Source organism: Boseongicola sp. (assembly GCA_014075275.1).
Classification (GTDB): domain Bacteria; phylum Pseudomonadota; class Alphaproteobacteria; order Rhodobacterales; family Rhodobacteraceae.
On the sequence record CP046179.1, the window covers coordinates 200,710 to 221,081 of the forward strand.

Annotated in this window: 26 protein-coding genes; 14 read left to right on the forward strand and 12 right to left on the reverse strand. The window is 58.3% G+C overall.

The features are described from left to right. Positions 1–46: 46 nt before the first annotated feature. Complete coding sequence (locus GKR98_01085; protein ID QMU56925.1) at positions 47–421, forward strand: hypothetical protein; 375 nt, start codon at positions 47–49, stop codon at positions 419–421. A gap of 22 nt (positions 422–443) precedes the next feature. Continuing rightward, entirely contained in the window at positions 444–1,022 is a 579-nt protein-coding gene (locus tag GKR98_01090) for a hypothetical protein (GenBank protein QMU56926.1), read from the forward strand. A 76-nt stretch (positions 1,023–1,098) separates the two neighbouring features. On the opposite strand, the gene GKR98_01095 is transcribed toward GKR98_01090, so the two are convergent. The 3 genes from GKR98_01095 to GKR98_01105 all read right to left on the reverse strand — a co-directional run bounded on the left by GKR98_01095 (position 1,099) and on the right by GKR98_01105 (position 3,361). After that, positions 1,099–1,758, reverse strand: a complete 660-nt coding sequence (locus tag GKR98_01095) for an OmpA family protein (GenBank protein QMU59922.1) — start codon at positions 1,756–1,758, stop codon at positions 1,099–1,101. A gap of 155 nt (positions 1,759–1,913) precedes the next feature. Further along, on the reverse strand, positions 1,914–2,777 hold the full coding sequence (locus GKR98_01100) for a methylated-DNA--[protein]-cysteine S-methyltransferase (protein QMU59923.1): 864 nt from the start codon (positions 2,775–2,777) through the stop codon (positions 1,914–1,916). Positions 2,778–2,938: 161 nt separating this feature from the next. Continuing rightward, entirely contained in the window at positions 2,939–3,361 is a 423-nt protein-coding gene (locus GKR98_01105; GenBank protein QMU59924.1) for a hypothetical protein, read from the reverse strand. A 297-nt stretch (positions 3,362–3,658) separates the two neighbouring features. Between GKR98_01105 and GKR98_01110 the strand changes: the two genes are divergently transcribed. Genes GKR98_01110 through GKR98_01125 form a run of 4 tightly spaced genes read left to right on the forward strand, consistent with a single transcriptional unit; the run spans position 3,659 to position 6,052 of the window. After that, positions 3,659–4,048, forward strand: coding sequence for a c-type cytochrome (locus GKR98_01110; GenBank protein ID QMU59925.1), 390 nt, complete (start codon positions 3,659–3,661; stop codon positions 4,046–4,048). A 3-nt stretch (positions 4,049–4,051) separates the two neighbouring features. After that, positions 4,052–4,357, forward strand: coding sequence for a hypothetical protein (locus tag GKR98_01115; GenBank protein QMU56927.1), 306 nt, complete (start codon positions 4,052–4,054; stop codon positions 4,355–4,357). Between the two features lie 58 nt (positions 4,358–4,415). Continuing rightward, positions 4,416–5,060, forward strand: coding sequence for an endonuclease III (nth, locus tag GKR98_01120; GenBank protein QMU56928.1), 645 nt, complete (start codon positions 4,416–4,418; stop codon positions 5,058–5,060). Continuing rightward, positions 5,057–6,052 carry an adenosine kinase gene (locus GKR98_01125; protein ID QMU56929.1) on the forward strand — a complete coding sequence of 332 codons (996 nt, stop codon included), beginning with the start codon at positions 5,057–5,059 and terminating at the stop codon, positions 6,050–6,052. Before nth ends, GKR98_01125 begins: the two co-directional genes overlap by 4 nt. Positions 6,053–6,065: 13 nt before the next feature. Here GKR98_01125 and GKR98_01130 read toward each other — a convergent pair whose 3' ends face one another. After that, a complete protein-coding gene (locus GKR98_01130) occupies positions 6,066–6,590 on the reverse strand; it encodes a hypothetical protein (GenBank protein ID QMU56930.1) in 525 nt (174 codons plus the stop codon). 202 nt (positions 6,591–6,792) lie between these two features. Between GKR98_01130 and GKR98_01135 the strand changes: the two genes are divergently transcribed. The 4 genes from GKR98_01135 to GKR98_01150 are packed head-to-tail and all read left to right on the forward strand — an operon-like array spanning position 6,793 to position 9,901. Continuing rightward, positions 6,793–7,773, forward strand: coding sequence for an ABC transporter permease subunit (locus tag GKR98_01135; protein ID QMU56931.1), 981 nt, complete (start codon positions 6,793–6,795; stop codon positions 7,771–7,773). Then, positions 7,773–8,228 (forward strand): GFA family protein, encoded by a 456-nt coding sequence (locus GKR98_01140; GenBank protein QMU56932.1) that lies wholly within the window; start codon positions 7,773–7,775, stop codon positions 8,226–8,228. The genes GKR98_01135 and GKR98_01140 overlap by 1 nt, the downstream gene beginning before the upstream one ends. After that, entirely contained in the window at positions 8,225–9,187 is a 963-nt protein-coding gene (locus GKR98_01145; protein QMU56933.1) for an ABC transporter permease subunit, read from the forward strand. The genes GKR98_01140 and GKR98_01145 overlap by 4 nt, the downstream gene beginning before the upstream one ends. A gap of 12 nt (positions 9,188–9,199) precedes the next feature. Next, positions 9,200–9,901: an SDR family oxidoreductase gene (locus tag GKR98_01150; GenBank protein QMU56934.1), complete on the forward strand. Its 702-nt coding sequence runs from the start codon at positions 9,200–9,202 to the stop codon at positions 9,899–9,901. Here GKR98_01150 and GKR98_01155 read toward each other — a convergent pair. The 3 genes from GKR98_01155 to GKR98_01165 form a co-directional block, all read right to left on the reverse strand. Continuing rightward, positions 9,898–10,650 carry an SDR family oxidoreductase gene (locus tag GKR98_01155; protein QMU56935.1) on the reverse strand — a complete coding sequence of 251 codons (753 nt, stop codon included), beginning with the start codon at positions 10,648–10,650 and terminating at the stop codon, positions 9,898–9,900. The genes GKR98_01150 and GKR98_01155 overlap by 4 nt on opposite strands. Positions 10,651–10,734: 84 nt before the next feature. After that, positions 10,735–11,235 carry a hypothetical protein gene (locus GKR98_01160; protein QMU56936.1) on the reverse strand — a complete coding sequence of 167 codons (501 nt, stop codon included), beginning with the start codon at positions 11,233–11,235 and terminating at the stop codon, positions 10,735–10,737. A 24-nt stretch (positions 11,236–11,259) separates the two neighbouring features. Then, complete coding sequence (locus GKR98_01165) at positions 11,260–11,565, reverse strand: PepSY domain-containing protein (protein ID QMU56937.1); 306 nt, start codon at positions 11,563–11,565, stop codon at positions 11,260–11,262. A gap of 186 nt (positions 11,566–11,751) precedes the next feature. Here GKR98_01165 and GKR98_01170 point away from each other — a divergent pair, with 186 nt between their 5' ends. From GKR98_01170 to cueR, 4 genes are all read left to right on the forward strand, one after another. Then, a complete protein-coding gene (locus GKR98_01170; protein QMU56938.1) occupies positions 11,752–12,735 on the forward strand; it encodes an ATP-binding cassette domain-containing protein in 984 nt (327 codons plus the stop codon). Next, positions 12,732–13,733, forward strand: a complete 1,002-nt coding sequence (locus tag GKR98_01175; protein ID QMU56939.1) for an ATP-binding cassette domain-containing protein — start codon at positions 12,732–12,734, stop codon at positions 13,731–13,733. The genes GKR98_01170 and GKR98_01175 overlap by 4 nt, the downstream gene beginning before the upstream one ends. A gap of 191 nt (positions 13,734–13,924) precedes the next feature. Then, complete coding sequence (locus GKR98_01180; protein ID QMU56940.1) at positions 13,925–16,351, forward strand: heavy metal translocating P-type ATPase; 2,427 nt, start codon at positions 13,925–13,927, stop codon at positions 16,349–16,351. Next, complete coding sequence (gene cueR, locus GKR98_01185) at positions 16,348–16,734, forward strand: Cu(I)-responsive transcriptional regulator (protein ID QMU56941.1); 387 nt, start codon at positions 16,348–16,350, stop codon at positions 16,732–16,734. Before GKR98_01180 ends, cueR begins: the two co-directional genes overlap by 4 nt. A gap of 120 nt (positions 16,735–16,854) precedes the next feature. On the opposite strand, the gene GKR98_01190 is transcribed toward cueR, so the two are convergent. The 5 genes from GKR98_01190 to GKR98_01210 form a co-directional block, all read right to left on the reverse strand. Further along, positions 16,855–17,259: a GFA family protein gene (locus GKR98_01190; protein ID QMU59926.1), complete on the reverse strand. Its 405-nt coding sequence runs from the start codon at positions 17,257–17,259 to the stop codon at positions 16,855–16,857. After that, positions 17,256–17,762: a hypothetical protein gene (locus GKR98_01195; protein QMU56942.1), complete on the reverse strand. Its 507-nt coding sequence runs from the start codon at positions 17,760–17,762 to the stop codon at positions 17,256–17,258. Before GKR98_01195 ends, GKR98_01190 begins: the two co-directional genes overlap by 4 nt. Further along, positions 17,759–19,111, reverse strand: a complete 1,353-nt coding sequence (gene aroA, locus GKR98_01200) for a 3-phosphoshikimate 1-carboxyvinyltransferase (GenBank protein ID QMU56943.1) — start codon at positions 19,109–19,111, stop codon at positions 17,759–17,761. The genes GKR98_01195 and aroA overlap by 4 nt, the downstream gene beginning before the upstream one ends. Before the next feature lie 84 nt (positions 19,112–19,195). Further along, positions 19,196–19,903, reverse strand: coding sequence for a tRNA (guanosine(46)-N7)-methyltransferase TrmB (trmB, locus tag GKR98_01205; GenBank protein QMU56944.1), 708 nt, complete (start codon positions 19,901–19,903; stop codon positions 19,196–19,198). 41 nt (positions 19,904–19,944) lie between these two features. Continuing rightward, complete coding sequence (locus tag GKR98_01210; protein QMU56945.1) at positions 19,945–20,328, reverse strand: VOC family protein; 384 nt, start codon at positions 20,326–20,328, stop codon at positions 19,945–19,947. Positions 20,329–20,372: the final 44 nt, after the last annotated feature.

A 20,372-nucleotide genomic window follows, 5' to 3' on the forward strand; every position in this document is an offset into this window, starting at 1 on the left:
CGGCAGATCATATGTTGAATATCGAGCGGGGTCGCGGGGAGTATCCGTGGAATTTTCCGATGAAGAACAAGAGGTGTTGGATTTCCTGCGCTCGGAGCAGGTGAGCTATTACGGCGGTGATTTTGAAGCCTTTATCGACCATTGGCATCATGGGCCGGAGGTGCGGTGGATCATTTCGGGTCCGACAGTGGGAACGCGGGTGCATATTGGCTGGGAGAACCTGCGCGAAAAGTTCAAAGAGGGATTTCGAAGGTATCCACAGGATTACGATGCGCTGGAGATTTTGCAGTGGGAGAACGTTCAGGTTCACGTCTCGGGCGATATTGCCTGGGCATCTTATGATCTGAGAAAGACGCAGCCGGTTGAAGGTATTCACGCAGCCGATTTTTCGCACGAGCAAAAGTATCGTTCATCGCATTGAGGGTAATTGGAAGCTGGTCAGTTTGACCGTTGCAGTGCCGGCATTGGGTCGCGAAGATCGTCCGCGCATCGAGATTGATGCCAGCGGTCGGGTGGAGCGGCTGAACGGGCTGGCGCGAGAACGTTTGAAGGATCACGAAGGATTAACGGTGTCGGGGCAACGGCTTCGCGCAAATAACCGTGCGTTCGACGCCGAACTTCAAGCGGCGATTGAGGTTTGGACCAGTCATCTGGCCACCAACCTGCCGCGTGGATTTTTAAATATCCCCGAAAAAGTGGTCGCGCTGGGCGAAGATTCACAGGGGCGTCCGATGTTTTGTTGGGTGTTTACCGAGCAGGAACGGGTTCTGGTGACATTTGACGACGACTTTTTGTTGCGCGCCCGTTTGGAAGTGGCAGCAGATACCTTTGGGTTATCTCCGGCGCAGCTGAATTTGGCAGAGTTACTGGCCAGCGGAAAAGATTTGACGGCGGCAGCTGATGCGCTGGGTGTAACCACCAATACTTTGCGAACGCAGCTGCGGCGGATGTTCGATAAAACCGGCGCACATAATCAGGCGACATTGATTTCCAGTTTGCTGCGGGTCCAAGTGGCGGGTTAGGCGGCGGCATTGGACACCAAAGAAAAGGGCGGCGGGCTTGATGCCCGCCGCCCCTTCGAGTCGGATATGATCTGGATCAGCCGGTCGGCGTGATCGTAATGTCCACGCGGCGGTTCATGGACCGGCCTGCGGCAGTCTGGTTGGTCGCAATCGGTTGACCTTCGCCAGCTCCAACAGTGCGGATACGCGACCCGGAGACACCACCTGAGCGGAGCACGTCAGAGACGGCCCATGCGCGGCGTTCGCTAAGGTCCTGGTTATAGGACGCGGTGCCGGTGTTGTCTGTGTGGCCGGTGACCGTGACAACGGACTGCGGATATTTGTTCAGGCTGTTGGACAGCACGAACAGATCCGAACGCAACTGCGGGTTCAGCGATGCGCTGTCAGTGGCGAAAAGAATCGCCTCGGGCATACGCACGATCAACTCGTTGCCGGTGTTGATCACGTCGATATTGCTGTTGCTGAAATCATCTTCCAGCTCGGCAGCTTGCGCATCGAGGATCGATCCGCCGACACCGCCTGCGATGCCGCCAACGATGGCGCCGGTCAGGATGTCGTCTTTACGATCACCTGAACCGGTGATTGCGCCCAGGATGCCGCCCAGGGCCGCTCCGGCAATTGCGCCTTCTTTGGCGCGGTTGCCTTCGGTTCCGGGATACTGCGAGGCATCTCCGCACGCAGTTAAAACAAAAAGCCCCACGACACCCAGCGCCAGCGGTTTTTTGGTGAGTAACATTGAAATTCCTTGTGTCATTCGCACTTCTCCTATGGCCGCTATACACCATGTTGGATGGTGCACCAGCGGTGATGGGCGAAGATGTGCCGATCCTGCGGGTGTTAGGCAAGATCACGGCGCTGTTATGGGATATCAGCCCGTAAAAACACTGTTTTTCAAGCGGATTCCGCTGTTTCCCAGGCAAGCATAGTGCGTTTCACAGGCAGGCCCCAATGGTAGCCGCCCAGGCCCCCGGACTTGCGCAATGCGCGGTGACAGGGGATCAGCCAAGAGATCGGGTTACGACCAACCGCAGTTCCCACGGCGCGCACGGCCTTTGGATGGCCAATAGTGCGGGCAATATCGGAATAGGTGGTGACCTGACCGGTGGGGATTTGCATCAAGGCTTCCCAGACTTTGATCTGAAAGTTCGCACCGATCAGATACAGCTGCGCCGGTTCGCGGTTTGAGCCTTCGCGCGGGAACGCCTGAGCGGCGAAGGGCGCAAGAGCGTCGGCGTCTTCGGTGAATGTTGCCTTGGGCCAGCGGGACTTCAGATCGGCCATTGTCGCGTCGGAAGTGGTTTCGGCGGCGAATCCTATGCCGCAGATGCCTTTGTGCGTGCCCATGATCAGAGCGGGACCAAAGGGGCTGTCGAACCATCCCCAATTGATGCTCAGTCCGTCACCGGCTTTCGCATAGTCGCCCGGGCTCATGGCTTCCCAGCGGATGAACAGATCATGCAGGCGTCCTGAACCGGAAAGATCCACGGCGTCGGCTGTTTCCAAGGTTGTGTGTCGGTCTGCCAACAGGGTCTTGGCGTGGTCCAGCGCCAGCCATTGCTGATAGCGTTTTGGCGACACACCTGCCCAGCGCGAAAAGATACGTTGAAAGTGGGCTGGGCTCATACGCATTTGCCCGGCGATGTCTTCCAGCGACAGATCGCGGTCCTGGTCGGCGTCGATCAAGTCGATGGCGCGCCGCATGAGTTGATAGTGATAGCCGGTCTCGGCGTCGTTTGCGGTGTTGGGCGGGGTCATGTGCATATCCTTGGGCATGTCATCTGGATAGGCAAGCGGACCATGTCTGGCGACCCGGATTTTGCGCTTTCGAACGCGGACCTCAAAAAGACACAGCGCGCATGCTTTGGGCATGCGCGCTGTTTCACATTTCCAACCTCGGGGGGAACATTCCCTTGGGGTTAGTTGGTAATGTGATTTGTGGTGAATATGTAGTCGTCGCCATCTGCGGCGGTGTGGCAGGCAATACAACCCGCATCAGCGCCTTTGGCGACACGTCCGGCAAGCTCCATGCCTTTGGGATTCTTATCGAGAGAGCCGTCTGGCAAATATTTCGCCCAGAACCAGTTTGCGTTGTCATCGTCATAGCCAGCTTCGCGGCGGAACATGATCGTAACAGCGCCGAGGTGCCCGTTGCGATCTGCCTGAACTTCTTCAAATTCAACGCCTTCTGGGCCATAGTTATTCTTGATGACGAGATCGCCGGTATGCCCGTTCACGGTCGCAGTTGTGTAGAATGTCTCGAGCACAAAACCGTGGGGTTCGAGGCCTTCGTAGGGAAAACTTTGGATGCGGTCGTCACCGGCCAGGCGGGCGGCCACCATGACATCCCACAACACGGCCGCATAAGCGGTGTCGTCGTCGCCTCCGAAGGGTGCATCTTGCGCAGTTGCAGCTGTGCCCAGCGCTAAAACCGCTGCTGCGGCAATCGTCGTCAGTTGTTTCACGTGTTCGATTCCTGTTAGTTGTAATCCAGTTCGCCTTTGATGCCTCGAATTGTGTTCACGAGGGCCCAAATTTTCTTCACTTTGAAGTGACCATGGGCTGACAGGGACCGGTGTTCAGGCTGATAAGCGTTCAGAACAGTTGTTTTAAATGGAAGTCGTCAAATGTCTCTTCGTATGAATGCTGCCCTAATTGTCGCTTCGTTGCTGGCATCCCCTGCTTTTGCCGCGGGTGACCCGGTTGCCGGTGAAGCCGGTTTCAAGAAATGTTCTGCCTGCCACAAAGTGGGTGATGGGGCGCGCAACGCATCGGGGCCAGTATTGACGGATGTGATCGGACGGCAGGCCGGGACGTTCAAAGGCTATCGCTACGGCAAGTCTATGGTCGAAGCGGGTGAGGCCGGATTGGTCTGGAACGAAGAGAATCTGGCCGACTACATTGCCGATCCGCGTGCTTTCTTGCGCGAGTATCTGGACGACAGTCGCGCCAAGGCGAAGATGACATTCAAATTGCGGGATGCAGGTGACCGTGCGGATGTTGCCGCCTATCTGGCGACGCTGAACTAGAAGGTGCTTCGATTTTTGGTTGTGATGCTGGCCGCGGGGGCAACCCCGGCTGCCGCCGAAATCTGTCTGCACAACGACAGCCAGTCCGAGTTGCTGTTGGTTGTTGATGTGGCAGATAAGGCCACATCGCGTACTGGCGGGTTCGGCACAGTGATTTGTTTGCCGGGGGATGCGGGAACCGTGCGGGTTTTCACCGATTTTGATGCCATCGAGGGCTGTTCACGCCTGTCGCAAAGCGGTCAGGTAGAGCGATTGGTGGATTTTACCGAGTTTGATAATTGCACATGGGCCAAAACGCCGAGGCCATAAGCGCCTTTGCGTAGAACGCCCTTGCCGCGCCGCGACCAATCCGCCAAAACCGGCACCGATGGCCAAACAGCTTTCTTATAATACGATCCACGAGGTCTTTACCCGTTTTCAGAACTCTGAGGCCGAGCCAAAGGGCGAACTGCACCACGTCAATGCCTATACGCTGGTTGTGGCCGTAGCGTTGTCGGCACAGGCCACGGATGCAGGTGTGAACAAAGCCACCCACAAGCTGTTCGAGATCGCCGACACGCCGGAGAAGATGTTGGCGCTGGGCGAAGAGGGTGTGACCGAGCATATAAAGACCATTGGTCTGTTTCGTCAAAAGGCCAAGAACGTCATCAAGATGAGCCGAATTCTGGTGGATGAATATGACGGTCAGGTCCCGTCGTCGCGTGCCGCCTTGCGGTCATTGCCGGGTGTCGGGCGCAAAACTGCGAATGTGGTTTTGAACATGTGGTTCAAGCATCCCGCTCAAGCGGTAGATACCCATATATTCAGGGTTGGAAATCGCACCGGTCTGGCACCGGGCAAGGATGTGGTGGCGGTTGAACGGGCGATCGAAGATCAGGTTCCAGCCGAATTTCAGCAGCATGCGCATCACTGGCTCATCCTGCATGGGCGATACACTTGCGTCGCCCGCAAACCCAAATGCAACGCGTGTCTGATACGCGATCTGTGCCAATTCGAGGACAAGACAGAATGACGAAACGCTTTGATGTTGTCGGAATCGGCAATGCGATGGTGGATGTGCTGGCGCGCGCCGAGGATACTTTTCTGACCGAAGTCGGGGTGGAAAAGGGTATCATGCAGTTGATCGACATGGATCGCGCCGTTGATCTTTATGCGCGAGTGGGACCGGCGCGCGAAGTTTCGGGCGGGTCTGCGGCCAATACGATTGCGGTGGTTGCAGCGCTGGGCGGTTCAACGGCTTACGTCGGGAAGGTGAAAGACGACCAGCTGGGGGCGATTTTTGCCCACGACCTGCGCGCGCAGGGTGCGGTTTATGAGACGTCACTGGCGCCAGCAAGCGAAGAGGCCGAGACAGGGCGGTGTATTGTTCTGGTTACCCCGGATGGGGAGCGGTCGATGAATACCTATCTGGGCGTCACCGAATTTCTGAAGTCCGAAGATATCGACGACGCTCAGATGGCTGATGCGGCGATGATCTATCTGGAAGGATATCGTTTCGACGGGCCTGAAAGTAAGGCAGCTTTTGCCAAAGCTATCGGGGCCACCGAGGCGGCGGGTGGAAAGGTTTCGCTGACCTTGTCGGATCCGTTTTGTGTTGAGCGCCATCGAGACGCCTTTCGTGTGATGATCCGGGATCATGTGGATCTGTTGTTCGCCAATCGAGACGAGATCATGTCGATGTATCAGACCGATGATTTCGAAGCTGCGCTGGCGCAGGCCGCGTCAGAAATTGAGATCGTAGCCTGCACCGAAGGCGCGAAAGGCGCGCATATTCTGTCCGGTGGTGAACGCTGGCACGCGCCCGCCGTGGCGACCGAGATTGTCGATGCGACGGGAGCTGGCGATGCCTTTGCGGGCGCATTTTTGTGGGCGCATTCTCAAGGCTTGCCGCTGGAGATGTGTGGGCGCATGGGATGCGCTGCGGCGTCGGAAGTAATTTCTCATATCGGAGCACGCCCAGAGGCTGATCTGATGGAGCTGTTCAAGGCCGGCGAATTGGTCTGAGCCAGGATAACTTTCAGATATCCTGACCTTTTTCGAGCAGACGGTTGATGAGATCGCGCTGAAGATCGGGGCTGTCGCCGCCGCCAAAGCTGAGGGCGCCGCTGGTAAATAGCGTGCCATATGTAAGGGCCAGATTGACGGTCTGGCCAAGTTCGGAAATGAGCTCGTCACGTTGCAGCGGTGACAAAGGGTGCAGGAATGTGCCCCAGAGACGACCCTGCGCAACGGCATAGCGTGCAGCAAGGGCAGTGTCGAAATTGGCCTGCAGGACACGTCTGAGGTCATCGTCGCTCATGTCATCGGTGGATCGAATAGGGACCATAGCACGCAGCCTGTCGCTTCGAGGGTCGACGATGACAAGGAGCGGCACATCTTCGATGGTAAGCTCGATGCCGGGACCAGACGGAGCCGCATCCGGATCAAGGGCCAGAAGGATGTCCAACACGCGCCCCTGTGTCATCGGTTCGCTGGATTGCGCCTGTGCCAGCGTCGGAGCTATCAGCAGGGCAGCGATGGCGGCAAAAATAAAGCGGGGCATGGAACCTCCTGTTGTGGTGTCTTCACAGTTGGGGGCGGTTTGAGGTTCGTGCAACGCACATGTGGGTGAGCCAATGTGACAGGTGCAAAGTTTAGGGGCGCTGCCCCTCGCGCCTATGGCGCTCACCCCGAAGTATTTTTTGACAGAAGAAGCATGGGGACGTGCCTTGACGGCGGGACGGTTGCAGCCCACAAACATATCCATGCTTGCCTATGTTATCCGCCGTATCGCGCAATCCATTCTGGTCCTGCTTGTAGTGGGATTGGTGGCCTTTTCGATGTTTCGCTTTGTCGGCGATCCGATTGACAACCTTTTGGGACAGGAGCGCACGCAAGCCGACATCGACCGATTGCGCATTGAACTAGGTTTGGATCAGCCGTTTCCGGTTCAATATTACAAGTTCCTGACCGGCGCGGTGAAAGGCAACTTTGGTGTCAGCTATCGGCAGGGTCGACCGGTTGGCACGATCATTGCAGAACGCGCGCCTGCAACGCTGGAACTGGCGGCAGTGTCTGGGTTTCTGGCGATTTCCATCGGAATTGGGCTGGGGGTATTTACCGCGATCCGACGAGACGGCTGGGCCTCGAATGTGATCATGTCGGTGTCACTCATAGGGGTGAGTCTGCCGACATTTCTGATCGGGATTCTGTTAATTTATCTGTTCTCGGTCGAACTGGATATGTTGCCGTCGTTTGGGCGTGGAGAGGTCGTTCAGCTTGGGTGGTGGTCCACAGGCTTTTTGACCGAAAGCGGGTTGAAGGCGCTGATACTGCCGTCAATCACGCTGGGGCTTTATCAGATGACGTTGATCATGCGGTTGGTGCGATCCGAGATGCTGGAGGTTCTGCGTCAGGACTACATCCGGTTTGCGCGGGCGCGGGGACTTAAAGAACGGGCCGTAAACTTCCGTCATGCTTTAAAAAATACGCTTGTGCCGGTGATCACGGTGACCGGTTTGCAACTGGGGTCAATCATCGCTTTCGCCATCATTACGGAAACAGTGTTCCAGTGGCCGGGCGTCGGATTGCTGTTCATCAATGCCATTCAGTTCGTCGATATTCCGGTGATGGCGGCCTATCTGATGCTGATTTCGGTGATGTTCGTGGGCATCAATCTGTTGGTTGATTTGCTTTATTTCTGGGTGGATCCAAGGCTCAGGGCTGACCGGGTTGGGGCGCATTGATGCAGCTTCAGGGGTCATGTCATTGCGGGGCGGTGCAGTTTGAAGTGGACGCACCGCATCCGGTGCCGTTCAACCTGTGTTACTGCTCGATCTGCCGGAAGACGGCGGGCGGTGGTGGCTATGCGATTAATGTCGGTGCCAAGGCCAATTCGCTGGAGGTTTCGGGACGCGAGCACATGCGCACGTACGCCTCGAGCGAGAATATGGAACGGACGTTTTGCGGCAATTGCGGAAGCGCGCTTTGGGCGTATTCGCCGAAGTGGCCCGAGTTGCTGCATCCCCATGCCTCGGCGATTGACACTGAAATACCAGCCGCGCCGGAACGGACGCATCTGATGTTGGGCTCTCGCGCCGCTTGGGCCGAACCGATAATTGGCGAAAACGACAAGACCTTTGACGCCTATCCGGACGAAAGTCTGCAGGCATGGCACGAGCGAATGGGAATGGTCTCATGACCGACAGCACAGCAAGTAATGCCAAGCCGGTGGCGGCCAAAGACGTCGGGCGCATCGCGCGGTTTCTGGACAGCGATTTCTTCTGGAAGTTCAAGCGGTCTCCGGTGGCTATGGTCAGCTTTGCCGTCACGGTTGTTCTGGTTATGGCAGCGGTGTGCGCGCCGTTGATCGCGCCATATGACCCGTTTGATCCTGCCAGTCTGAACCTGATGAACGGCTTCAGCGCGCCGGGTGTTCCAAATGCCTTTACGGGCGAGGAGTTCTGGCTGGGCACCGATGATCAGGGACGCGATGTGTTTTCGACCATTCTGTATGGGATGCGGATTTCGCTGTTTGTAGGTTTTGCCGCTGTTGCTTTCGCTATGGTTCTGGGAGTCACGCTGGGTTTGATTGCCGGGTATCTGGGCGGCTGGACTGAAACGATCATTATGCGGGTGGCGGATGTTCAACTGACGTTCCCGGCCATTCTGGTTGCGATGCTGATCTTTGGGGTCGCCAAGGGCTTCACGCCTGTTGAATACCGCGATCAGATGGCGATCTGGGTGTTGATCATTGCGATCGGGTTGAGTGACTGGGTGCAATTTGCGCGCGTGGTGCGTGGGGCCACATTGGTTGAGCGGAACAAGGAATATGTGCAGGCGGCCAGGTTGATCGGGCGCACGTCGCCCGCGATCATGCTGCGGCACATCTTGCCGAATGTACTTTCACCGGTTCTGGTGATCGCAACGATTTCTCTGGCTTTGGCGATCATTGCCGAGGCGACACTGAGCTTTCTGGGCGTCGGCGCGCCGCCGACGCAGCCGTCGCTGGGCACATTGATCCGCATCGGGCAGGGCTTCCTGTTCTCTGGCGAATGGTGGATCCTGTTCTTCCCTGCGATGACGCTTCTGGCGTTGGCGCTTTCTGTAAATCTTTTGGGGGATTGGTTGCGGGATGCGCTGAACCCAAGGCTGAAATAAGGAAATACTAAAATGAGTAAACCTGTCGCGATGATCGTGGGCGGAGGCAGCGGCATTGGTGCTGACGCTGCGCGCAAGCTGGCTGACGAAGGCTTTGACGTGGCGATCCTGTCGTCCTCGGGCAAGGGTGAGGCGCTGGGCAACAAACTTGGCGGGCTTGGATTTACCGGCTCGAACCTGGTTGTTGCGGATCTGGAAGCCTTTGTCGCCGCAACGATGGAGCGGTTTGGACGGATCGACAGTGTTATCAGCTGCGCCGGTCACGGGCCGAAAGGGCCGGTGGAAGAGATCAGCGATGACGACTGGCATCTGGGGATGGACTATTATTTCCTGAATGTGGTGCGGATCGCGCGGCTGGTCTTGCCGATCATGCAGACACAGGGGTCAGGATCGTTTGTGAACATATCGACATTTGCGGTGTTCGAACCTGATCCGGACTTTCCGACATCTGCGGTGTTCCGGGCTGGATTGGCTGGTTATGCCAAGCTGTTTTCGGACAAATTTGCGGCGGACGGCATACGTATGAACAACGTGTTGCCGGGGTTCATCAACAGCTTGCCCGAGAAAGAGGATCGCGTGGCGCGCATCCCTGCGGGGCGCTATGCGCGGGTTGAGGAACTGTCAGAGGCGGTTGCCTTTCTGGCCTCGGACAAATCCAGCTATATCACCGGACAGAACCTGCGGGTTGATGGCGGGCTTACACGCTCGGTTTAGATCGAGCCAGCTTCAACCATATAATTGTTTGCCGAGCACATGGCCGCGTCGTCAGAGGCGAGGAACAGCACCATGCGGGCGACATAGACCGGGTCGATCAGATCGGGCAGGCATTGGCGTGCGCGGTGCGACTCTAGCGCTTCTGGCGTCGCCCAAAGCTCTTTCTGGCGATCGGTCATGATCCAGCCCGGCACCACGGTATTTACCCGAATGCGGTGGTCACCCAGATCGCGGGCCATGGTTCGCGTAAGGCCATGAACGGCGGCTTTGGCCGTTGTATAGGCCGGGAAGCCACCGCCAGCTTCCCACCACGAGTTTGATCCCATGTTGATGATCGAACCGCCGCCGTTTTCGATCATGCCGGGCGCGATTGCCTGGATGGCAAAGAACATGTGGCGAATGTTGGTGGCCTGACGTTCATCCCAGTATTCCGGGGTCACGTCCTGCCAGTTATGACGATCATCGCGGGCGGCGTTGTTGACCAGCACATGGGACGGGCCAAGTCTGTCGATTAGCTTGCCAAGGGCGGCGCGCATGGCGTCGATATCGCGAAGGTCGCAGATTTCGTAAGAAAGGCCGGGCGTTGCTTCTGTCAAGGCGGCACTGGCGCTTTCGTCAAGGTCCAGAAATCCAACTTTTGCACCTTGGGCCGCAAATGCGGTGACCATTTCAGCACCGATGCCCTGTGCGCCGCCTGAGATGATGACGGTTTTGTCTTTGAGGCTTGGGTAAATCGCGAAATCGGGCATAGGAAAATCAACCTCGAAGGGAAAAATTTGAACGGAAGGAAACCCTATTTAACGCTGTGGATATGGGCAATAGGTGGCGTGTGATCAGGTCGCGGTGCTGCTGCCTGACACATCCACCAGTTCATCCACGAACAGGCTGAGCAGTTGTAATCGGCCGCTGACACCTGCTTTGCGGTAAACCGCGGCGCTGTGGGCTTTTATTGTGCCTTCGGCACTGCCGCGTGCGGCAGCGATTTCGGCGATGGACAGGCCCTTGATGGCCAGAATGGCAACATCGCGTTCCGAGGCTGTCAGGCCCCAGTCTTCGAAGTGATCTTCCATCAGTTTGGTGAACTCGCCCGAGGCGGCACGAACCTGATCTGTCAGACGTTTGTTGCGGTGCATGACCCGTGAGATTTCGCGCCCTGTCACCAGAACACCGATCAATAAGGCGGCGGCGATGAAGTATTCAAAAGTGTTAAGGTTGCGAATGCCGGTTCCGCCTTCAAGGCCCAGAAAATCAAGCACGGCGTCGAGCACAAAGAAAATGGCACAGAATAACTGCAGGGCGAACAGGGCCCATAGGGTAGAGGCGCGGCCGGTCATGCCAGCCGCGCCCGCTGAAATTTATCACTCGTCGTCGTCTTCACCGTCGTCATCATCATCGCCGTCTTCGGCCTCGATCTCGACCACGGTGCCAGTGTCGCTGGCAATGGTCACTTCGTATTCCTGGCCGTCCATCAGGTATTCTACTTCGATCTCGCCGTCTTCGGCTTCGATCTCAGTTACCGTATAGCCTTGAGCTTCGAACTTGGCACGAATTTCCTCGAGGTCGGTACCAAGCGTGTCGCCGACGCTGAAATTTGCGAAGGCCGCAGCCGGGATAAGAACCGTAAGAGCTGCAGCCGAGATCATTGGGAAGGGATTGCGTGTCATGTCAGTTTTCCTTTGCAAGTTATGGGTCGCTTTGGTGCGATGAGTGGCAGATCGGGGCAGGCCCTCGGTATCGCCATGGCACTTGGGATTATCTTTGCGCCTCTCAGACCAAGGTTTAGGGCAGTGATTGCTTGCTCTTGGGGCTAAGAGACGTCCATAAAGGCCAGAAATCTGAAGGAGAATGCCTTGTCCGACCCTGTCCTTTCAGTGCGGAACCTTGTCGTTGAAATTCCGACCCGCACTGCGGTCGTGAAACCGGTCGACAATGTTAGCTACGATATCGCTGCGGGTGAAATTCTTGGGGTTGTTGGTGAAAGTGGCGCGGGCAAGTCAATGACTGGCAACGCGGTGATTGGATTGCTGGACAGACCAGCCCGGATTGCAGGTGGTGAGGTTCTTCTGAAAGGCCAGCGCATTGACCAGCTTGGGCGCGAGGACATGCGCAAGGTACGCGGCAAAGAGATCGGGATGGTCTTTCAGGATCCGCTGACGTCGCTCAATCCGCTTTTGCAGATCGGGGACCAACTGACCGAGACCATGCTGGCCCATCTGGATATTTCAGAATCCGAAGCCCGCAAGCGCGCGGTTGCTTCTCTGGAAGAGGTGGGCATACCTGCCGCCGCCAGCCGGATCGACAGCTATCCACATGAGTTTTCAGGCGGTATGCGTCAGCGTGTAGTGATTGCCCTTGCTCTATGCGCCGAACCGTCGCTGATCATCGCCGACGAACCAACGACGGCGCTGGATGTATCGGTGCAGGCGCAGATCATTGCCTTGTTGAAGCGGCTTTGTCGCGAGCGCGGGACTGCTGTGATGCTGGTGACCCATGATATGGGCGTGATTGCCGAAGCGGCTGACCGGGTTGCGGTGATGTATGCAGGTCGTCTGGCCGAATTGGGTCCGGTGCGCGATGTGGTTCAGGAGCCACGCCATCCTTACACTGAAGGTCTGATGGGCTCGACGCCGCGCGCCTCACGCGGGCAGAGACGATTGCGCCAGATACCGGGGTCGATGCCCCGGTTGGGTAATCTGCCGGATGGCTGTGCGTTTCATCCCAGATGCCCCAAGGCTCAGGATAAATGCCGGGCCAACCCCTGGCCAAACCTGGATGCGGATGCGGGACGCGCGGCCTGCTGGTTCCCGGTTGAGCACAAGGAGATGGCAGAATGAAATCGCTGGTATCGGTGCAAAACCTGACGCGGGTCTTTGATGTCTCCAAGCCTTGGCTGAACCGGATGATCGAGCGGCTGCCGAAATCGATGCTGACGGCGGTGAGCGATGTCAGTTTTGAGATCCCCGAACGTGAGGTCTATGCGTTGGTCGGCGAAAGCGGGTCCGGCAAGTCGACCATTGGCAAGATGGTGGTGGGGTTGCTGTCACCAAGCGAAGGTTTGGTTGAGGTCGAGGGCGTGGATCTGTCCCGGGAAACCGATGAAGACAAGATCGAGGCGGTCCGTTCGAACATCCAGATGATTTTTCAGGACCCCTTCGCCTCTCTTAACCCGCGCTGGAAGGTGCGCGATATTATCGCCGAGCCGGTAGCCGCGAAGGGTGGCGAAACTGAGGGACTGGCCGAGCGGTTGCTGGAGCAGGTCGGTTTGGCGGCGGAAGATGCCGGAAAATTTCCGCATGAGTTTTCGGGCGGCCAGCGGCAGCGCATCTGTATTGCCCGCGCTTTGGCAAGTGAGCCAAAACTGATCGTCTGCGATGAACCGACATCGGCATTGGATGTATCGGTGCAGGCGCAGGTTCTGAACTTGATGAGCGATCTGAAGGACGAGTTCGGCCTTACCTATCTGTTCATCAGTCACGATTTGACGGTTGTGCAGCACATGGCCGACCGGATCGGGGTTTTGTATTTGGGCCGCCTTGTGGAAGAGGCGGATCCGACGACTTTGTTTAATCGCCCGGCGCATCCCTATTCGCAAATGCTGCTGGCGGCTGCACCGAAGATGGATGGTTTTGGGCGGGAAATACCACCGCCGCAGGGGGAAATTCCCGATCCGATTAATCCGCCGTCAGGCTGTGCATTTAATCCACGGTGTCCTCTCGCCACCGATATTTGTCGTCAGGAGCGGCCCGAGTTGCGGTCGATCGAAGGCGCGCGGGTGGCTTGCCATCGGGTTGAAGAGGCCCTGAAGGCCGTGCGCGAGGCCGAGACGGCTTAGACATAGTATTGGTTTCCCCTCGGCTGCGCCGAGGCGATCCGCGCGAAACTGGCGTTTCGCGGGAATTGGGGCGCTGCCCCCCGCGCTGACGCGCGTCCCCCGAAGTATTTTTGGACAGAAGAAGCTGGATGCCTTGACCTTCCAGTCACTGGAACCCTTATGTCAACCATGAACTTGAGGGAAATGTTGCCGTGTCCAATCAAAACCCGTTGGAAATAGAAGTGCAGGGAATGACCTGTGCCAGCTGTGTGCGCCGTGTTGAGGCGGCTGCGCAGTCAGTTGCCGGGGTGCAGGCCGCGCGGGCCAATCTGGCGACCGGCGTCGTGTCGGTTGATGCAGGGGCAGAGTTGGGCAGCGACGTGGCGGCGGCCTTACAAGCGGCCGGATATGCGCCGTCGTTGAAGCGTATGGAAGTTTCAGTTTCGGGGATGTCCTGCGCCTCTTGTGTCGGGCGTCTTGAGAAAGCCCTGCGCGAGGTGCCGGGGGTTATAGATGTCGCGGTCAATCTGGCCAATGCATCTGCGACTTTGCGTGTGTTGGAGAGCGTGGAATTCGGATCGATTGAGGATGCGGCGCGCGGAGCGGGCTATCCTGTTGGGCCTTTGGGAAGTGCTTCTGATCGGCGCGCGCAGTTCATGGAAGAAACTGAGAAGTTGACCCGGTCGCTGCGCTGGGCGGCGGTGCTGGTTTCGCCGGTGTTTCTGATCGAGATGGGCGGGCATCTGCTGCCGGCTGTGCATCATATGGTTGGTGAGTTCATCGGGCATCAGAATTGGCAGCTGGTGCAATTCTTGCTGATTGGTCTGGCACTTTTGGGGCCGGGCCGGGATTTTTTCACCCGTGGTGCAAAGTCACTTTGGCGGGGTGCGCCGGATATGAATGCGTTGGTCGCCATCGGGGTGGGGGCGGCGTTTTTGTATTCCAGCGTTGTAACTTTTGCTCCTGGGGGTCTGCCTGAGGCCTCGCGGCAGGTTTATTTTGAGGCGGCGGGAGTGATTGTCCTGCTGATCCTACTTGGGCGCAGGCTGGAAGCAGGGGCCAAGCGACGCACGGGTGCCGCAGCGCGGGCTTTGCTAAAGTTGCGCCCCAATACGGCGTTGGTTCTGAGCGAGGCGGGCGATGTTGAGCGGCCGGTCGAGACTTTGGTTGTCGGCGACCGGGTGCGGGTGCGCCCCGGTGAGCGATTGGCGGTGGATGGAGTCGTGGTCGAGGGGGCGTCCCATGTGGATGAAAGCATGATGACCGGCGAGCCGGTGCCGGTGGCCAAGGCAATCGGTGATGCTGTGACGGGCGGCACGGTCAATGGGCCCGGATCCCTTGTGGTTGAGGCGCGCGCGGTGGGTCGCGATGCTGCGCTGGCTGGCATTGTGCGCATGGTGCGCGAAGCACAGGGTGCCAAGCTGCCCATTCAGGCATTGGTGGACAGGATCACAGCCTGGTTCGTACCAGCTGTCATGGTTGTGGCGGCGGTGACAATTGCCGTCTGGTTGCTGCTTGGGCAGGGTCTGGCGCTGGCATTGATTGCCGGGGTGTCGGTTTTGATCATTGCCTGTCCCTGTGCGCTGGGGTTGGCGACGCCAACATCGATCATGGTCGGAACCGGGCGGGCGGCCCAGATGGGGGTGCTGTTTCGGGCGTCTGACGGGTTGCAGGCGTTGCAAGCGGTAAACGTCGTCGCCTTTGACAAGACGGGAACCTTAACCGTCGGGCGGCCCGAAGTGACAGATGTTCTGTCCGTCGACGGGGTGAGCGAGGCAGAGATTTTGCAGTTGGCAGGAGCGGTCGAAGCTCATTCAGAGCACCCTCTGGCAAAGGCGATTTTGGACCGCGCCGGAGAGGTTACGCCTGCGACGGATTTCATGTCGGTCACCGGGCAGGGCGTTCAGGGGCTTGTTGACGGTGCGATTATACGGGTTGGAAACCGCGCAATGATGGATGCCCATGGGGTGGATGCAGACCCCCTGGCGGCTGAAAGTGAGGCGCTGAGACGGGCGGGGAAAACCGTGTTCAATGTGGCGCGGGGGACGCAGCTTTTGGGAGCTCTTGCCGTGGCGGATCCCATACGTGAAGGCGCAGCAGAGATGGTGCGCGGATTGCAGAATAGCGGTTTGAAGGTGGCAATGATCAGCGGTGACAATGCTGCGACCGCAGGCGCGATCGCGGCGGAACTGGCGATTGATATTGTCGTTGCAGATGCCACGCCTGCCCGCAAGGTTGCGGCACTGAAGGAATTGCAGGCCATGGGATCATTGGCTTTTGTCGGGGATGGGGTGAATGATGCTCCGGCCCTGGCTGCCGCTGATGTGGGTGTTGCGATCGGAACGGGCACGGATGTTGCGGCGGAGACGGCGGATGTGGTCTTGATGTCGGGTTCGCCAGCCGGCGTTGAACGCGCCATAGCCATCAGCCGGGCGACCATGCGCAATATTCGCCAGAACCTTGGGTGGGCGTTCGGCTATAATCTGGTTTTGATCCCAGTGGCAGCCGGGGTGCTTTATCCGGTATTCGGGGTATTGCTGTCGCCAATGCTGGCGGCGGGGGCCATGGCGCTGTCAAGCGTTGCAGTGGTTACCAATGCGCTCAGGCTGCGGCGGTTTGGAACGGAGGCAGAAGAATGAATATTGGCGAAGTTTCTGCGGCCTCGGGGCTGCCAGCAAAGACAATCCGATATTATGAGGACATTGACCTGGTGCGCGCCGGGCGTGGTGAAAATGGCTATCGGGAATTTTCCCAAAGCGATTTACACAAGCTCAGGTTTCTGGGTCGCGCGCGGGCCCTGGGGTTTTCGATAGAAGATTGTCGGGCATTATTGGCACTATATGAGGACGAGGGGCGGGCCAGTTCAGAAGTGCGGCGCATAGCACGCAAGCATCTGGGCGAGATTGCAGACAAGATTGCAGCTTTGCAGTCCATGGAAGCGACATTGGGGCATCTTGTGGAGAACTGCGCGGGTGACGCGCGGCCCGATTGCCCGATTCTGCAGGATCTCGGGCGGGATTGATCGGGTTTGATCAGACGGAATGCACCCTGACGGGCACATGCGTGGTTCTGGTGCGGGCTTTGCCCCGAATTGATTTTCTTGCCTCCGGCGGGAGTATTTTCGCCAGAAAGAAAGTGCGAATTAACCAGAGACTTTGGTAGTCAGATCGGGATGATCGCCGGGCGCTTTGGGCAGGTCATCCGACAGGTCATAGTAATCACCCTTGTCGGCACAGTAGATGTGACCTTTGAGTGTAAGTCCCGTTGGGCTGTTGATCGTGCCGGCGAAGATCGACAGGTTGGCACCGGGGCCGTCCCAGAAAAGGTTGGAGCCACAAGTTGGGCAAAATCCGCGTCGCGCGGTGTCGGATGCGTGAAACCAGGTGGGGTCGCCTGTGATCACGATGTCGGATTTGGCAGCGCTGGTGGCGGCGACGTGAAAACCGCTGGTTTTGCGGCATTGCTCGCAATGGCAAGCGATGACCGGTCGCAGCGGTCCTTTAATTTCATAGCGGATCGCGCCGCAGTTACAGCCACCGGTTGTCATATGTGCCGCGCTTTGGTCCATCGCCAGATGACTGTCAGCGCGATTGTCAAAAGCGTCGCGTATTTCAGCGCCGTGATGACGCCCGTAAGCGACCAGGTGCCCGACGCAGGCGGAGAGGTGCCCGTTGATTGCGGAATGGCGGCGAGCGCTTGTAAGAGGCTGATGTTTTCGGCGAGGTCCAGTCCGGCATAGAGCAGGGCAAGGGTCAGGGCGAGGCGGCGGTGGGGCCAGAGCATGACAAAGACGAAAGCGGCATAGGTTGTGATGAAGCCAGCGTCGAGCCATTGCAGGATGGCTTTGTAGGTTGCTTCGGCGGGATTGCCTTTAAGGGCGGACATGAAGCTGACCAGTCTATGGGTATCGTAACCAAAAACCTGCGCTTGCAAGAGATCACCGTTCGGAACGAGGGGTGCAATGCGGGTTTCGCCAAGCCAGATCATAATTGTAAACAGGGCCGCCGAAACAACCCCTAACAGCAAACGCAGCGCCGCCATGCGGCTCATTGGTTGGCGCGATCCAGACGTGCGCCGAGGGTAGTCATCAAAGGTTCAAAGACCGGGAATGACGTGAGCACGGGCGTGCTGTCATCGACAGTGATCGGCTTTGTGCTGGCCATGCCGAGACAGAGGAAGGACATGGCGATCCGGTGATCCAGACGCGCGGCAACGGTTGCGCCACCCGCCACGCTGCCGGGGCCGTTGCCGGTAACTTCCCACCAGTCCTCGCCTTCATCCACGGTGACGCCAGCGGCGCGTAGCCCCGTGGCCATGGCATCGATGCGGTCGCTTTCCTTGACGCGCAGTTCCTTGACGCCGGTCATGGTTGTCTTGCCGGTTGCGAAGGCCGCGACCACCGACAGGACAGGGTATTCGTCAATCATTGAAGCGGCGCGATCCGGGGGCACGTCGATGCCCTGCATATCCGGCGAATAACGGGCGCGCAGGTCAGCAACAGGTTCGCCGCCTTCTTCGTGCATGTTCTCATAGCTCAGGTCAGCTCCCATATCCCGTAGCGTTTCAAAAAGGCCGCTGCGGGTTGGGTTCAGGCCAATATTGGGGACCAGCACGTCCGATCCTTCGACAATCAGTGCCGCGGCGACGGGGAAGGCCGCCGATGACGAATCGCGCGGCACGTCGATGGTTTGGGGCGCCAGTTCGGGTTGACCGGTCAGGGTGATAATCCGCCCTTCGCCAGTTTCCTCGACGGTGACTTCTGCGCCAAAGCCGCGCAGCATTCGTTCGGTATGGTCGCGGGTAGCCTCGCCTTCGATAACAACGGTTTGGCCGGGCGCATTCAAGCCCGCCAGCAGGACAGCAGATTTCACCTGAGCCGACGGCATGGGCAGTGTGTATCGAACCGGCATGGGATCGGACGCGCCGACCACGGTCATTGGCAGGCGGCCACCGGTGCGACCATAAGACGTTGCACCAAACAGTGCGATCGGGTCGGTTACGCGACCCATAGGGCGTGACCTGAGCGAGGCGTCGCCGGTGAAGGTTGCCGTGATCGGTGTGGTGGCCATGGCCCCCATGATCAGGCGCACGCCGGTACCCGCATTACCGCAATCGACCACATCTTCGGGCTCACCAAAGCCGCCAACCCCGACGCCGTGCACGCTCCATTCGCAGGGGCCATGTTGGGTGACTTCGGCTCCGAATGCGCGCATGGCATCGGCGGTACGCAGAACGTCTTCGCCTTCCAACAGACCGGTTATCCGGGTTTCGCCTATGGCCATAGCACCCAAAATCAGCGAGCGATGGCTGATCGATTTGTCGCCGGGCACGCGGGCTTCGCCTTTCAGCGGCGCGGCGCGGCGGGATGTCATGGGAACGGGAGTTCCGTGGCCTGACATGTGGGTCTCCGATCCTTTGAAGTCTTCGGTCTGTTAGCGCAGACAATCGGGGGCGTCCATCCGGGCAGCCGCGCTTTTTCGCGCTCAGATGCGACGGAAGGTCAGGTAATGTGGTGTTCGATCTTCGCGGATGGCCTTGGCCTCGTAACGGGTGCGCGTCCAGTCGGACCAGGGTGTGCGCCAGTCATCGGCGCGCTCGGCCAGCCATTCGAAGCCTGCTTTTGGCACCTCTTCCAGAGATTGGCGAACATAGTCGGGGATGTCCGTGGCGATGCGCAGTTCTCCACCCGGGGCCATCACATGATGCAAAGGGGCCAGATGCTCTTGCGTGACAAAGCGGCGGCGGTGGTGGCGCTTCTTTGGCCAGGGATCAGGATAAAGCAAAAAGGCTTTGGCGACAGATCCAGCAGGCAGAACATCCATCAGATGGCGCGCGTCGCCGGGGTGCACCCGCACATTGGTTACGTTGGCGTCGCGCATCTTGCCCAAAAGCATCGCAACGCCGTTGATATAGGGCTCTGCGCCGATGATGCCGACATCAGGGTTCAGCGCAGCCTGATGCACCATGTGTTCGCCGCCGCCAAATCCGATCTCCAGCCACAACAGGCGGTCGCCAAACAAAGTCTTCAGATCAAGCGGGGTGCGGTCGGGATTTGTGTCCCAATCGACATTGCCGGGCGACAGATGCGCCAGGTCGTCCAGATACTTCTTTTGGCTTTCGCGCAGGGCCTTGCCTTTGAAGCGGCCATAGAAATTGCGCCAGGGAGCGCCAGAGGGATGTTGATCAGACATGGCGCGCGGGGTGCCAAGCCGCGCGCCAAAGGTCAAGGTGTTCAGTCGTATTGGACGACTTCGAATTCAATGCCGTCGCCATCGTAAAAGTAGAACCGACGTCCGGGTTCATAGTCGGCGTGGCTTTTGGGGGTGAAACCTTCGGCGATCACCCGCTGTTCGGTGGCATCCAGATCGTCCACCACTACGGCCACGTGGTTCAGGCCGCCAACGGTGTGATAGCTGGTTTCGTTGCCCTTTTGAGCGTCGCCATAGGTGAACAGAGCAAGGTAGGTGTCATCTTCACCGATATGGATTGTGTGACCGGTCTGCATTCCGGCACCTTGCCAGCGGATTTTCCAGCCAAAGATACGCTCGATCCAGGCGGCGGTTGCCTTTGGATCCGTGACGGTCAGATTGACGTGTTCAAGTCTTGCCTGTGCCATTTTGTGGCTCCTTCAATTTCGATGCTGGCTTAATCTGAGGCCTC

What these genes read in the sequence shown, in the direction of transcription:
- GKR98_01095 (QMU59922.1), bottom strand. Translation starts at nt 1,758, where the DNA reads ATGTTACTCACCAAAAAACCGCTGGCGCTGGGTGTCGTGGGGCTTTTT.
- GKR98_01100 (QMU59923.1), bottom strand. Translation starts at nt 2,777, where the DNA reads ATGACCCCGCCCAACACCGCAAACGACGCCGAGACCGGCTATCACTAT.
- GKR98_01105 (QMU59924.1), bottom strand. Translation starts at nt 3,361, where the DNA reads ATGGTGGCCGCCCGCCTGGCCGGTGACGACCGCATCCAAAGTTTTCCC.
- GKR98_01110 (QMU59925.1), top strand. Translation starts at nt 3,659, where the DNA reads ATGAATGCTGCCCTAATTGTCGCTTCGTTGCTGGCATCCCCTGCTTTT.
- nth (QMU56928.1), top strand. Translation starts at nt 4,416, where the DNA reads ATGGCCAAACAGCTTTCTTATAATACGATCCACGAGGTCTTTACCCGT.
- GKR98_01125 (QMU56929.1), top strand. Translation starts at nt 5,057, where the DNA reads ATGACGAAACGCTTTGATGTTGTCGGAATCGGCAATGCGATGGTGGAT.
- GKR98_01130 (QMU56930.1), bottom strand. Translation starts at nt 6,590, where the DNA reads ATGCCCCGCTTTATTTTTGCCGCCATCGCTGCCCTGCTGATAGCTCCG.
- GKR98_01135 (QMU56931.1), top strand. Translation starts at nt 6,793, where the DNA reads ATGCTTGCCTATGTTATCCGCCGTATCGCGCAATCCATTCTGGTCCTG.
- GKR98_01140 (QMU56932.1), top strand. Translation starts at nt 7,773, where the DNA reads ATGCAGCTTCAGGGGTCATGTCATTGCGGGGCGGTGCAGTTTGAAGTG.
- GKR98_01145 (QMU56933.1), top strand. Translation starts at nt 8,225, where the DNA reads ATGACCGACAGCACAGCAAGTAATGCCAAGCCGGTGGCGGCCAAAGAC.
- GKR98_01150 (QMU56934.1), top strand. Translation starts at nt 9,200, where the DNA reads ATGAGTAAACCTGTCGCGATGATCGTGGGCGGAGGCAGCGGCATTGGT.
- GKR98_01155 (QMU56935.1), bottom strand. Translation starts at nt 10,650, where the DNA reads ATGCCCGATTTCGCGATTTACCCAAGCCTCAAAGACAAAACCGTCATC.
- GKR98_01160 (QMU56936.1), bottom strand. Translation starts at nt 11,235, where the DNA reads ATGACCGGCCGCGCCTCTACCCTATGGGCCCTGTTCGCCCTGCAGTTA.
- GKR98_01165 (QMU56937.1), bottom strand. Translation starts at nt 11,565, where the DNA reads ATGACACGCAATCCCTTCCCAATGATCTCGGCTGCAGCTCTTACGGTT.
- GKR98_01175 (QMU56939.1), top strand. Translation starts at nt 12,732, where the DNA reads ATGAAATCGCTGGTATCGGTGCAAAACCTGACGCGGGTCTTTGATGTC.
- cueR (QMU56941.1), top strand. Translation starts at nt 16,348, where the DNA reads ATGAATATTGGCGAAGTTTCTGCGGCCTCGGGGCTGCCAGCAAAGACA.
- GKR98_01190 (QMU59926.1), bottom strand. Translation starts at nt 17,259, where the DNA reads ATGACAACCGGTGGCTGTAACTGCGGCGCGATCCGCTATGAAATTAAA.
- GKR98_01195 (QMU56942.1), bottom strand. Translation starts at nt 17,762, where the DNA reads ATGAGCCGCATGGCGGCGCTGCGTTTGCTGTTAGGGGTTGTTTCGGCG.
- aroA (QMU56943.1), bottom strand. Translation starts at nt 19,111, where the DNA reads ATGTCAGGCCACGGAACTCCCGTTCCCATGACATCCCGCCGCGCCGCG.
- trmB (QMU56944.1), bottom strand. Translation starts at nt 19,903, where the DNA reads ATGTCTGATCAACATCCCTCTGGCGCTCCCTGGCGCAATTTCTATGGC.
- GKR98_01210 (QMU56945.1), bottom strand. Translation starts at nt 20,328, where the DNA reads ATGGCACAGGCAAGACTTGAACACGTCAATCTGACCGTCACGGATCCA.